Genomic DNA, 12,994 nt, shown 5'->3' with positions numbered 1-12,994 from the left:
CCCGGCATTGAAGCCGGACTCGCTTTGATTAGCTTCAAGATATGAGTTCGTTTTCCTCTGAGGATCACAGAGGCAGGTAAAGTAATTTAAGGTATGCGCCCTTGGCTAACCTCGATGAACCTTTGTCGGTACACTTTTTTGTTGATGGTGCTAGTGCACAAATAATAACAATTAGGCTGCTGTGAGTGGCCGAAAAGGAGAGAGGATAATGCGTCAAACCTTGATTGCGACGGCTTGCCTGGCGCTTGGTGCATCGCCGATGGCGTGGGCTGAGCAGGCCCCCACCAACGTCGTTTTGATCACCGCCGATGATCTGGGTTACGAGGTGTTTAGCCGTTTTACCGATGGCTTGCCGGATCTGACCCCCAATATGGATGCCTATGTGAAAGGGGGGGTGGAGTTTATGCACGCCCACTCCAACACCTCCATCTGCATGCCCAGCCGCTCCATCATGGCCACCGGCTTGTATGGCGTGAGCTCAGGCATGATGGGCTTTATGAATCTCAAGGATAAATCCATCCCGACCCTGATGGGGGTACTGTCTGATCATGGTTACCAGACAGGGGTGTTGGGGAAAGTGCCGCACTCCACGCCGGATCTGGATTACCAGTGGGATTACGTTCAGGATTACGGCGATCTGGGGGCCGGTCGTGATGGCCAGTTGTACGCCAAGTACACGGCGGAATTCATTGCGCAGAGCAAGAAGGCGGGCCAGCCATTCTACCTGATGGTCAACTCGCACGATCCGCACCGGGGATTCCACGATCCGGAGAACCCGCGCTGGGCAGAAGCGACACAGCCCTCAAAGCTGTTCACCACCGATGAAGTGATTGTCCCCGAATACCTGCCGGATACACCACGGACCCGTCTGGAGCTGAGCCACTACTACAACTCGGTGCGTCGCTTGGATGACAGCTTTGGCCTGGTGATCGCCGAGTTGGAGAAGGCGGGCGTGGCAGATGACACCCTGGTGATGTTCCTGTCCGATAACGGTTCGGCGTTCCCCTTCGCCAAGGCCAACACCTACATGTTCTCCAGCCGTACCAAGTTCTTTGCCAAGTGGCCCAATGGCGACATCAAGCAGGACTATGTAGACGAAGACAACTTTATCTCCTTCATCGATATTATGCCTTCTGTGCTGGAGGCCACGGGGATCGAGATCGACGCCGAGTTTGACGGCCAGTCCTTTATCCCGCTGCTGCGTGGCGAGAAGCAGGACAACCGCGACTACGTGTTCACCCAGATCGACTACAAGATCGGCGGCCCGGCGACGCCGATGCGCGCGGTTCAGGACAAGGACTTTATCTACATCTTCAACCCTTGGAGTAAAGAGGGCGCCAACTACCGCAACGCCAATGAAGGCAAGATCACTGCGGAGTGGGCCGCGTCCGGCGACGAGGTTCAACTGGAGCGTCTGCGCATGTTCCGTGAGCGTGAGATGGTGGAGTTTTACGATCTCAATGCCGATCCAAGCAGCCTCAACAACCTGATCGACAACCCGGAATATCAGGCGAAGATCGCCGAGTACCGGACACGTCTGATCGACTGGATGGAAGCCCATGATGATCCGGTGCGAGTGATGATGGATCATCAGGACAACCCAGAGAAAGTGTATCAGCTGATGGCAACGGATTACCCCAAGAAGGGGTCCCTGATGCCACGGGCACAGCTGGATAAGATCAAGGCCAAGCAGGAAGCGAGGCGGGATCGTCGTGACACGGAACAAGCCAAGGGCACCGAGCGTAAGGCAAAATAAGCCCCTAGCGCATTGAGGGTGTTTTTACGCGGTTATCAAGCCAGCTGTGACTCACAGCTGGCTTTTTTTTATCGCATTAGAGCTCGCCAACGGTAGGGTTGATGACAGGTGAGAGAACTCTTCACGGCGTTTGGGGGCCAGGAGCTAGCGGGAGCGTTAGTTTTTATGGCATAGCCCACGCCGATCCCCTTTTATCTAACAGGAACAGGTTGTCATTCGGCGTCTGGAGGAAGGGGAAACCTCAGACAAAATAAGCCGTTTCCCACCGAGAGCCTATTGACGCACTTACCAAGCCCGCTTGTCTTACAATGCGCTTTTGCCCATAAAAAAACTCGCCGATTGGCGAGTTTTTGTTGGGCAAGCGGGCAGGGCTAGCGCTTACTCGGCATCAGGAGCCAGCAGCCACAGGGAGCGGTTGGCCTGCGCAGCAGCGGCGACGCCGGCAAGACCTTCGCCCAGCAGCACTCGGCCATCATCCAGCACCAGCAGGTTGTTCACCTGGGCAGGCAGTTCGTTGGAACAGCGCGGCTCGGAGGAGTTCTCACCACCCTGGTCCTCGTCACCCTGATCCTCGGCACCCATCAGGACCGGCTCGATGAAGTTGACATCAAAACGGTTGTCATCGGTCTGAATGATCGGCATGCGATAGATCCCCCCACAGGCGCCGATGCGGTCGTCCAGGTTGATATCACCCTCCTCGCTCATGCTGCCGGAAAGATTACCGACGGCGAAGTAGATGTAGGCTTGCTCGATCTCACCGTCACCGGAGAGGGTAGCCTCAAGGCGGCTCTCATTGAAGGTGATGCCATGAATGTGATTCCACTCATTGGTTGGCATCGGGTTCGCGTTTTCTGCGCCACCTTCCTCGGTGTTGCTGTTCATCGCCTGGCGTAGCTCCAGGATCAGCGCGCGATCATCCATATCTTGCAGGCCATCTCGGCTGCCGGTGACATAGTTGCCACCGTCAGCGTGAGCACGGAAGGTGGGCTCACCGTCCTGCCGGTCCTGTGTATCCAGGTGGGTCAGGTAGGAGCTGGCGGCCTCGTGGTTCGCCCCGTCATTGTGCGCATAGTCATCCAAGTTGATGCCGTCCCATTTGGCGATAAATTCCTCGACGTCGCTGTTGCTGGCCGAATAGATCGGCAGCCAGTCGATGGTGAAGGTCGCTTCGGCTGGATCGGTTTCCGCACTCTGGGTGACTTTGGCGCCGTATACGGTCCCTTGGCCCAATTTACCGGCTTCCTCGGCCACGTACTTCAGCAGCATGCCGTTGGTGCCGCCGACGCTGTAGAACACGGTGTGGTGATCCGGCATCATCGCGATCTGGCCGTGATCCATTCGACCCATGGCATAGTGCTTGACCAGATCACCTTCGGCGGTCATCTCGGTGATGTAACCGTGGCGGTAGGGATTTGGGAAGTGCTCTGGTGTGCGATCATACAACTGATACAGGCGATCGATCTGAGTGTTGCTGGCGCTCGTCCCATTATCGGCGGCCTTGTTCCAATCTTTGTTGGTGGTGTTGGAGGTGTAGGAGGCGCCGGCTGGGGTAGCGGTATAGGTGAAGCCCTCGGTGGCGATGATGCTGCCCCAAGGGGAGAATACACCACCGTTCAGGCTGGTTGAGCCTTGAACTTCGCCCAGGTTCATGACGTTCAGCGACTCGGCCTGCCATTCTCCTTCGTTATCACGCACCAACTCCAGCTTGTTGATCGCGGCCGGCGCGTTGTTCAGGCTGGTAAACAGGGTGGCGCTCTGGCCGTCTTCACTTTCGCGGATCAGGTTGAACCCCAGGTTTCGGGTAACGCCGAGATTAGTCGTACCGATCACTTTTGGGACGAGACCAAAATTGGGACCCGGTCCAAAATTAAAAGTGGTATGCGTCAAGGGAGTGTAGGCGTTCAACTCATCAACCCAGCGCAGATCTTTGACGTCGTTTCCTGCGGGATAACTGATAGAAATCATCGCTTCAGGCAGTGCGTTGATGTCGGTGTTATGGAATACGCCAACGGTCGCTTGCCCAAGAATGCCTGCCACATTGGATTCGCCTATTGTGGTATTCCGGACATTCATAAACAACTGCCCTTGGCTGTCGGCCGTCAAGCCAGCGACTCGAGCGCCATCGGGGAGGGTGGCCAGACGAATGAGTTTGTCATTCTCTTCCGGTGGCAACGGCGGCAGTGCTTCGCAGTTCATACCCGGGTAATCACACTCATCAGGGACTGGAGCCTTCTCAAACTCGGTGCCACAACCACTCAGGGCCAAACTGGTCATCACAGCCAGTGCTGACAGCTTAAACTTAACCATCCAATTTACCTTCTTTACTTGTTCTGCTTATTGCTGTTGACGCCGATTTTTATACTGCCGTCGCGCCTTATGGGGGAGGATTTAGTCGGATTTTAGGTGTCGAGTCAAGGATGGATACACCTTCGGAAGAAACGGGTGTTAACTGGCTTAATGTGATAGGAAACAATAACTTAACCGCGATTACTCGAAGGGCGGTAAGTAATGCTCAGTGGAAAAGTGTGAGCGTGGTTCAGGGGGCAGTTGAAACTTTGTGACTTATATCACTGCCAATTTTACCAGCCTACCGGCTCCCCAGTTGGGTGAATGGCATTTACATCAAGGCTCCTTCGACTGCAGTGGCTTTACATTGCCCCAGCGGCCGCTGTCCCGAGCAGTGCATTTTGGGATTGGGGCATTGTGAGCAGCCTATCCTGACGTTCTTACCGCCTCATTTGGGAGTGGGCTAGACATTGGAATGTACGCCGCTTCCTCGGATCCTGAAACCGTCAGCTTACCTTCGTGCGGCACACTCAATCTGGTGAGTCACTTTTAAGGGGCGAGTGTTTTTTGCACGAAAGAGGAGAGGTCAAATTTGTCCCAAGAGAGAGTTCATGTTGACGGATTGCCGGATTGTGAATGGGCTCACGATCCTCGGTGCTAGATGAACCTCGGCGGTGAGCCGTATTCATTGAAACCAAGTCATGGGCGGATGCGGCTTGCCGAAGGCCGTCAAATTTTGCGGGTTGAGGAAAGTTAGTTGCCCCCAATGCCGGCCAAGGCGTGATCTTGGAGACAATGAAGTGCAAAAGTGTGCGTGGAGACCGACCATCTTTTCCCTTATGATGCCGGGTGAAAAACTCAACATTTCGTAATGTTTTTACACAAATGGTGGGACAATCCGTCTCCCCCCAAGTGGGACAAATTGACCATTACAGTGATCCGGATCGTTCAAATTGGCTTTTTAGTCATGATAACTGCGCCATTCGTCACGCCGTTAACATTATGCCCCCTTTGTTGCAGCAGGTGATCTACGTCATACTATTTTCAAAACTGACCTCATATAATCAATTTCGAAAGCTGTTTACTAAGTGTGTAAACGCAGCCGGACCCGTGGATTAGCCCAGCTATCTATAATAAGTCTGACTTCCAATGCGCTTACTAAAAGGTTTTTAAGTTTTATTATTTCTAGGAGCTACTCATGGCTGTAACTAACATTGCTGAACTCAACGCAATGATCGCTCGCGTTAAAGCGGCACAGGCAGAATTTGCCACCTTCTCTCAGGAGCAGGTGGACAAGATCTTCCGTGCGGCTTCCCTGGCGGCGAACAATGCGCGGATCCCGCTGGCCCAGCAGGCCGTTGCCGAATCCGGCATGGGGATCGTCGAAGACAAGGTGATCAAAAACCACTTTGCTTCCGAGTTTATCTACAACAAGTACAAAGATGAGAAGACCTGCGGCATTCTGGAAGAGAATGACTGCATGGGCACCATGACCATCGCCGAGCCGGTTGGCCTGATCTGCGGTATCGTACCGACCACCAACCCGACCTCCACCGCGATCTTCAAGTCTCTGATCTCCCTGAAGACCCGTAACGCCATCATCTTCTCGCCACACCCACGTGCCAAGAACTCCACCAATGATGCGGCCAAACTGGTTCTGGATGCGGCGATTGAAGCGGGCGCGCCAAAAGACATCATTGGCTGGATCGATCAGCCTTCCGTTGAGCTGTCCAACGCCCTGATGAAGCATGATGACATCAACCTGATCCTGGCCACCGGTGGCCCAGGTATGGTGAAAGCCGCCTACTCCTCCGGTAAGCCTGCCATCGGCGTGGGTGCGGGTAACGTACCGGTTGTTATCGACGAAACCGCTGACATCAAGCGTGCGGTCGCTTCCGTACTGATGTCCAAGACCTTCGATAACGGTGTGGTCTGTGCCTCCGAGCAAGCCGTGATCGTGATGGATGAAGTGTATGACGCAGTGAAAGAGCGTTTTGCTCAGTCCGGTGGCTACATCCTGACCAAGGCCGAAGCGGATAAAGTACGTAAAGTGCTGCTGATTGACGGTAACCTGAACGCCAAGATCGTAGGCCAGCCAGCGACTGGCATCGCCGAAATGGCCGGTGTAAAAGTCCCTGCCGACACCAAGATCCTGGTCGGTGAAGGTCTGGAAATTAAGATTGAAGAAGAGTTTGCCCACGAGAAGCTCTCCCCGACTCTGGGTATGTTCCGCGCTAAAACCTTCGAGCAAGCCGTTGATATGGCAGTGAAGATGGTAGAGATGGGCGGTATCGGCCACACCTCCGGCCTGTACACCAACCAGGACACCCAGCAGGATCGCATCAAGTACTTCGGTGACAAGCTGAAGACCGCTCGTATTCTGGTGAACATCCCAACTACCCACGGTGGTATCGGTGATCTGTACAACTTCAACGTGGCGCCTTCCCTGACCCTGGGTTGTGGCTCTTGGGGGGGTAACTCCATCTCCGAAAACGTAGGTCCTAAGCACCTGATCAACAAGAAGACTGTAGCGAAGCGAGCCGAAAACATGCTGTGGCACAAACTGCCTAAGTCCATCTACTTCCGTCGCGGATCTCTGCCGGTAGCCCTGGGTGATCTGGAAGGTAAGAAACGTGCCTTCATCGTGACCGACCGTTTCCTGTTCAACAACGGTTACGCTGACAACTTGATTCAGCTGCTGAAAGCTCAAGGCATGGAAGTCCACACCTTCTTCGACGTAGAAGCGGATCCAACCCTGTCTGTGGTTGAGAAGGGTGCCGAAGCGATGAAGAGCTTCCAGCCGGATACCATCATTGCCCTGGGCGGTGGTTCTCCGATGGATGCCGCTAAGATCATGTGGGTGATGTACGAGCACCCGGAAACCGATTTCGCTGACTTGGCCATGCGCTTTATGGACATCCGTAAGCGTATCTACAAGTTCCCGAAAATGGGCCAGAAAGCCGAGCTGGTGTGTATCACCACCACCTCAGGTACCGGCTCTGAGGTTACCCCGTTTGCCGTAGTGACCGACGACAAGACCGGTGCCAAGTACCCACTGGCGGACTACGAGCTGACCCCACAGATGGCCATCGTTGATGCCGATCTGGTGATGGATATGCCGAAATCTCTGACCGCCTTCGGTGGTTACGATGCGGTGACTCACGCCCTGGAAGCCTACGTGTCGGTTCTGGCCAACGAGTACTCCGACGGCCACGCGTTGATGGCGCTGAAACTGCTCAAAGGCTACCTGCCAAGCAGCTACGAGCACCTGGCGGCCGACCCAATTGCCCGTGAGAAGGTACACAATGCGGCGACCATCGCTGGCATGGCGTTCGCCAACTCCTTCCTGGGTGTGTGTCACTCCATCGCTCACAAACTGGGTGCCGAGTTCCACCTGCCACACGGTCTGGCGAACGCCCTGATGATCAGCAACGTGGTCCGTTACAACGCCACTGACAAGCCGACCAAGCAGACTGCCTTCTCTCAGTACGACCGTCCGCAAGCCGGCTGTCGTTACGCCGAAGTGGCCGACCACCTGGGTCTGACCAAGGCCGGTGACGACACCAAAGCCAAGGTTGAAGCCCTGATCGGCTGGTTGGAAGCACTTAAAGGCGACCTGGACATTCCTAAGTCCATTCGCGATGCCGGCGTCAACGAAGCGGACTTCCTGGCCAAGTTGGACGATCTGGCCGTGGATGCCTTCGATGACCAGTGTACCGGTGCGAACCCGCGCTACCCGCTGATCGCCGAGCTTAAGCAGGTACTGCTGGCCTCCTTCTACGGTAAAGCCTACGAAGATGGCAAAGATTTTGCTCAAGCGGAAGTCGTTAAAGTGAAGGCTGTGAAAGGTAAGAAAGACACCGCAGCTGCCTAAGCAAACCCTCTCATCTCTCTGCACGACGTAGCAAAGCCCGGCGAAAGCCGGGCTTTTTTTGTCCTTGTGATTTGTCACCTTCTGCTGCCTAACTACTCTCGAAACCTCAGGCATAAGGCAAGAGGGCCAGCTAAGCTGACGTGAGTACCCTGCGGATAAGGAGAGGAGTATGGCAAGAATGGAGCGTCGTGCTGCAACCCCCTGGCACCTCTGGCCTGTGGGCTTGCTCTCACTGTTGTGGCATGCCATGGGAGGGGTGGATTACTACCTGACTCAGATCCGTGATCCTGAGTATATGAACGCATTTTCCCTGGAGCAGCAGGCGTTTTTCTATGGCTTTCCGGCTTGGGTTGAGGCGATCTGGGCTGTTGCGGTCTGGGGCGGATTCCTGGGATCAGCCATGTTACTCCTGCGGCGGGCGAGTGCGGTGCCGGTATTCTTGGTCTCCTGGTGTGCCCTTTCCGCAGTCATGGTACGTAACTTTGCTTTTGCTTCCGGCTTGGAGGTGATGGGAGACCCGTTTTCACTCTTTTTTAGTTCGCTGATCTTTGTGGTCGCCCTGCTTTTGTATCTCTACGCCAAGAACCTTCGAGGCAGTGGTGTACTGTGCTGATTGAACGGGAACGGCGTTGATTGGGCTCAAAACTCGTGAGGGCAGTCTTGGTTATCCAGGTTGAACTCTGTAGCATAGCTCGTCATAACAAGAACTTAATGAGAATCCTATGAGAAAGCTATTGGGGTTATTGACCCTGTTGCTGTCTTTTAGCCTTGGGGCAGCGAGCGTGGTCGCACCGCTCTCCGATGATGAGACCTATTTGATCCTTAAAGTCAGTGAGCGGGTTGGGATCCCTGTTGGAGAGCCTGTGAGCCTGATGCGGACTCAGGCACTGCATACGGCTCGGCTAAAAGGGGCTTACTATATCAAACGTCAATTGGATCCAGAGCTTCGTCAGGTTGGGATCAGCTTGCCGCACGCTCAGTTGATGATGCTGGGTAGCAGTTTGATGCAAAGCCTGGAAAGCCAGGAAGTGGAACAGTTCGGTGCCGAGGGCGAGGTTTCATTGCAACTGGATGTGCAGTTCCGGCTCAACAAGCGGGTATTTAAAGACGCGGCTCGTATGAGCGAGGATAAGGCGTTTCGCGAGGCATTACTCGAACATACGCAACACAGCCTGCGTCTGCGTCAACAGATGCGGGAGTTGGACAACCAATGGCAGCGCCAGCAGATCGCCGTTGCTCTTGGGGATGAGCCCGAAGAGGCGAGTGGCTCTTTGACTCAACAGCGTCAGCGCTTGCTGACGGAGTTGGAGACGACACGACGAGCCGTCCGGCAATTGGTGCGTTGAGCCCCACAGCATAAGAGAGAAGCCCACCAATGCGGTGGGCTTTTTTGTGACATTGCATAAACAGTGCTCCAGTGTTTGAACCGGCTTTGCGGATGGGACGGGGTGTGCGATCCTTGCCAAATGTTTTTATCAGCCTGTCGCAACATGAGTACCTTTAATCACGACATCCATATCCTGGTCACCACAGGCCTGGCAGAGTTAAGTCAGGCGCAGTCCGAGGGAAAGATCCCTAGCGCCCCGGTGAGCGAGGCTCACTATTTCAGTAACTGGGTGACCCGGGCAATCAAGACTCAACGTTTCCCCCATAGTACTGCCAAACAGTTGAAATCATGGCAAAAGCAGGCGCGCACTCAGGGGCAGGGGGCGGCCCTGAAGACGCTGTTTACTCAGATCGCGAACACTTATGGGCCCCTGTTCCAGGCGGATGGAGCGATGGCCCCAGTGACCATGGGGCAATTGGAGGCTTTAGCCAGCGATGCGGATCACGCCGGTTGGGTGGTCGAGCCGGAGGAGGTGATCGATGGGGCTTTTACCCACCATACCGATGGGCATGGCTCCATGGTGCTGTGTGCCAGACAGCAGGCGGAGCACTTTGATGCGCAGGATGTGATGATCAAGCCACTGTCCCTCTATCTGCGTGGCGATATGCCGAGCTTTATCGCCATGGCCTACCATCATGGACTTTTATTGCACAAAGTGACCGATTACAAATCCCGAGTGAAATACCATGGGGAGTACGTGATCTACCCGGCCAATGCCGGACCGGTTTTGGCTGAGCTGCTCCCGGAGAAGTGAGCAAAGGAGAGCAAAAAGGGCCAGCGCGGCCCTTTTTTTAACGACGGCTTAGCCGCAGCATTTCTTATATTTTTTGCCACTGCCACAGGAGCAGGGATCGTTTCGGCTCGGGGTTTTCTCGAACGTGGTGGTTTTAGGCTTGTTAAGCAGGCCTTCCAACTCCTGGATGTTTTCCTGGCCATCGGAATCCAATTCGATGTTGGCGACGAGCTGGTGCTCGGCGAGCAGTGCTTCGATCTCTGCCTGACGTTCTGCGCTGGTGACCACGACGGTCAGCGGGTTCTCTTCACTGCCCAGCTTGATAGCCCGTTTGGTACTGTAGCCGAAACTCTCGTGCTTAGGCTTTTTCTCAATCTTGCCTTTGTAGAAAAACTTGGACATGGGGACGCCTTGGTTGCGGTGGCAACACTGATCTTTGTCCGGTTGCCTGAAGTTAAATGGATGCGAATGGTAGCGGCAAGGCCAGCGTTGAGCAAGTGGGGGGAGGACACGCAGGCTGGGTCTAGGAGCGCTCGTCGGCGCAGCATTCGTCACAGAGGAAGGCCACCAGGCGGTCAAATTGTTCGTATTGGGCAATGCAGTGCAGGATCCGGCCTTCTCGGTGCTGCTTAACCAGGCCTGCGGAGACGAGGGCCGAGATGTGATGGGACAGAGTTGAGCCGGGAATGGCCAACTCTTTTTGCAAGGTGCCGACGGGCAGGCCGGCGTAGCCAGCCTTAGACAGGCGTTTGTAGACGGCGAGGCGGGCGGGATGGCCCAGCTCTTTCAAGGCTTTGGCGTGCTGTTCGAGTTCGCTCACATTGGGCTCCGGCAGACAAAATTCGTTGCTAATTATTCCACAGTTAGCTAATTACCGAAATAAAAAGGCCCAATGTCGGTAGGCATCGGGCCTTTGCGCGTTACAGGACGCTGAACAACAGACCAGCACTGAAAGCCATGGTGAAGATCACGGTCAGAAACGCCATAATCATCGGGCGAAGGAACAGGGTTTTAAGCAAGATCAGTTCGGTGATGCTGGCCCCGGCACTGCCGATGATCAGGGCCATCAAGGCCCCCATACCCATGCCCTTGAGCTCCAGCGCGGCCGCCAGGGGGATCATCGCCTCGGCGCGAATGTACAGCGGTACGCCAATCACTGCGGCAATGGCGATGGCCAGCGGATTGTCATCCCCGGCGTACTGGACGATCAGATCTTCCGGTACGAAGCCGTAGGTGAATGAGCCGATGGCTACCCCTAGCATCAGTAGTGGGAAGATCTTGCGAAACTGCTTCCAGGTCTCGCGCCAGATCTTGATCCACCGTCCAGCGGGTTTACCGCCACCGCAGCCTGACGTGGCGCTGGTGCTACAGCTGGATGTAGTGCTGGTGCCACAGCTGGATGCAGTGCTGGTGCCACAGCTGCTGGTTCCGCCCTCCACCACGTCACGGCGTACATGACGTTCAAATCCCATCTTTTCCAGTACGAAGCCGGCGACGACGGAGGTGAACAGTGCAATGGCAAAATAGATGGCTGTAACCTTTATTCCAAACGTCACCCAGAACAGGCCGATGATGATGGGGTTCAACAAGGGACTGGTGAACAGAAAGGTAATGGTCGGGCCAAAACCGGCGCGGGCCTTAAGCAGTCCGCTCAGCATGGGAATGGTTGAGCAACTGCAAAACGGCGTTAGGGCACCCAATAAACCGGCTGACAGGTAGCCCCGCCCTCCTTGGGAGCCCAGGATGGACTGGATCCGCTTGGCCGGCATGACGTCCATGATCACGCCGATCAGGAAGCTGATCAGCAGAAACAGGGCGGTCAGCTCCAGGGCAAGAAAAACAAAAAATTGCAGCGTGTCGAGGAGGTGTTCGATCGTCAAGGTCTTCACAACTATAATTCCAGAAAATTCGAAATGTGTATTCAGGAAAAAACACAGCACCGGTTGCCTTCTCTCCCTCTCAAGTTGGCCAAACTTTAACGTCGCTCTGAGATAATGTCAAATTTCCAGAATGTTCGAAATGATCGTTGGCGCATTCGTAAAACTCGATGCACGGCTGCGCCGATTCAGAACCACATCACTATGATGGCGGCGACGGCGATCAAGAACAGGCCGAGCATGTCCTGCACCTTAACCTTCTGTTTCAGCCAGTAGGCGGCGATCATCAGGGTAAAGAACACCTCCACCTGGCCCAGGGTTTTGACCAGAGGCACATTTTGCAGCGACATGGCGCTGAACCAGCCGATGGAGCCGAGGCAACTGGCCAGGCTGATGGCGGCGGTGAGGCGAAAGCGTTGGTTGAGGGCGGTAAGGGTGGCGCGATCCCGCCACAGCAGATAGCCCAGCAGCAGAAGGGTTTGCAGCCCGATCACCAGAACGAGCACCCAGGCAGCGCGGTGGGGAAAGGGCAGGGACAGGCTCAGGCTGGCCTCGCGGATCCACAATGAGGTGAGGGCGAAACTGCCACCACAGGCCAGACCGAGGGCGACGGTACTGAAGGAGAGCTGACGCAGCCCGGTTTTGGCACTGAGCAAAAAGACTGCCAGGGTGCCAATGCCGATCCCCAGCCAGCCCAGAAGTGACAGTTGGGTGCCGAAGAAGGCCATGCCGAGGATCGCGGCGATCAGTGCTTCGCTCTTTGCCAGGCCTGCCCCGACAGCGAAGTTTTTAAGCTGAAACAGGCGCACCATGAGTGCGGTGGCCAGGATCTGCATCAGGGCGGCACCGATCACGAACCGGCCAAAATCCAGGTTAAGCTCGGGCCAGGGTTGGGGTTGCCACAGGGTGAGTCCAGCCAGGTAGAGGGCGGCGATGGGCCCGGCCCAGAGGAAACGAGCCAGGGTGACGCCCAGGGCATTCACCTGGGTGCTGAGTTGGCTCTGCAGGGCGTTGCGCCAGGCCTGCATAAAGGCAGCGAGGAAGGTAAATCCTATCCATTCCATCCGTCACACTCCATCCT

10 protein-coding genes are annotated in these 12,994 nt (G+C 55.4%); 5 read left to right on the top strand and 5 right to left on the bottom strand.

Features of this window, described 5'->3' with window-relative positions; translation table 11 throughout:
- Nucleotides 1–208: 208 nt before the first annotated feature.
- Nucleotides 209–1,756, top strand: a complete 1,548-nt coding sequence (locus AC2D8U_RS01380) for a sulfatase family protein (RefSeq protein ID WP_484617242.1) — start codon at nucleotides 209–211, stop codon at nucleotides 1,754–1,756.
- Between the two features lie 378 nt (nucleotides 1,757–2,134).
- Here the strand turns inward: AC2D8U_RS01380 and AC2D8U_RS01375 are convergent, their stop codons facing one another.
- Entirely contained in the window at nucleotides 2,135–4,063 is a 1,929-nt protein-coding gene (locus AC2D8U_RS01375) for a hypothetical protein (protein WP_484617241.1), read from the bottom strand.
- 1,177 nt (nucleotides 4,064–5,240) lie between these two features.
- Between AC2D8U_RS01375 and adhE the strand changes: the two genes are divergently transcribed.
- The 4 genes from adhE (at nucleotide 5,241) to AC2D8U_RS01355 (ending at nucleotide 10,057) form a co-directional block, all read left to right on the top strand.
- Complete coding sequence (gene adhE / locus AC2D8U_RS01370; protein ID WP_484617240.1) at nucleotides 5,241–7,916, top strand: bifunctional acetaldehyde-CoA/alcohol dehydrogenase; 2,676 nt, start codon at nucleotides 5,241–5,243, stop codon at nucleotides 7,914–7,916.
- 169 nt (nucleotides 7,917–8,085) lie between these two features.
- Entirely contained in the window at nucleotides 8,086–8,529 is a 444-nt protein-coding gene (locus AC2D8U_RS01365; RefSeq protein WP_484617239.1) for a hypothetical protein, read from the top strand.
- A gap of 109 nt (nucleotides 8,530–8,638) precedes the next feature.
- Nucleotides 8,639–9,262 (top strand): hypothetical protein, encoded by a 624-nt coding sequence (locus AC2D8U_RS01360; protein ID WP_484617238.1) that lies wholly within the window; start codon nucleotides 8,639–8,641, stop codon nucleotides 9,260–9,262.
- 144 nt (nucleotides 9,263–9,406) lie between these two features.
- Entirely contained in the window at nucleotides 9,407–10,057 is a 651-nt protein-coding gene (locus tag AC2D8U_RS01355) for a DUF2913 family protein (protein ID WP_484617237.1), read from the top strand.
- Between the two features lie 48 nt (nucleotides 10,058–10,105).
- Here AC2D8U_RS01355 and AC2D8U_RS01350 read toward each other — a convergent pair whose 3' ends face one another.
- The 4 genes from AC2D8U_RS01350 to AC2D8U_RS01335 all read right to left on the bottom strand — a co-directional run bounded on the left by AC2D8U_RS01350 (nucleotide 10,106) and on the right by AC2D8U_RS01335 (nucleotide 12,977).
- On the bottom strand, nucleotides 10,106–10,438 hold the full coding sequence (locus AC2D8U_RS01350; RefSeq protein ID WP_484617236.1) for a PBPRA1643 family SWIM/SEC-C metal-binding motif protein: 333 nt from the start codon (nucleotides 10,436–10,438) through the stop codon (nucleotides 10,106–10,108).
- Between the two features lie 121 nt (nucleotides 10,439–10,559).
- Nucleotides 10,560–10,856 (bottom strand): ArsR/SmtB family transcription factor, encoded by a 297-nt coding sequence (locus AC2D8U_RS01345; protein ID WP_484617235.1) that lies wholly within the window; start codon nucleotides 10,854–10,856, stop codon nucleotides 10,560–10,562.
- Nucleotides 10,857–10,956: 100 nt separating this feature from the next.
- Nucleotides 10,957–11,925 carry a permease gene (locus AC2D8U_RS01340; RefSeq protein ID WP_484617234.1) on the bottom strand — a complete coding sequence of 323 codons (969 nt, stop codon included), beginning with the start codon at nucleotides 11,923–11,925 and terminating at the stop codon, nucleotides 10,957–10,959.
- A 176-nt stretch (nucleotides 11,926–12,101) separates the two neighbouring features.
- Complete coding sequence (locus AC2D8U_RS01335) at nucleotides 12,102–12,977, bottom strand: multidrug transporter (protein WP_484617233.1); 876 nt, start codon at nucleotides 12,975–12,977, stop codon at nucleotides 12,102–12,104.
- Nucleotides 12,978–12,994: the final 17 nt, after the last annotated feature.

Source organism: Ferrimonas sp. YIN67 (genome assembly GCF_057219095.1).
The sequence above is the reverse complement of the archived record's forward strand: the minus strand, read 5'-3'. Positions and strand labels throughout refer to the sequence as shown.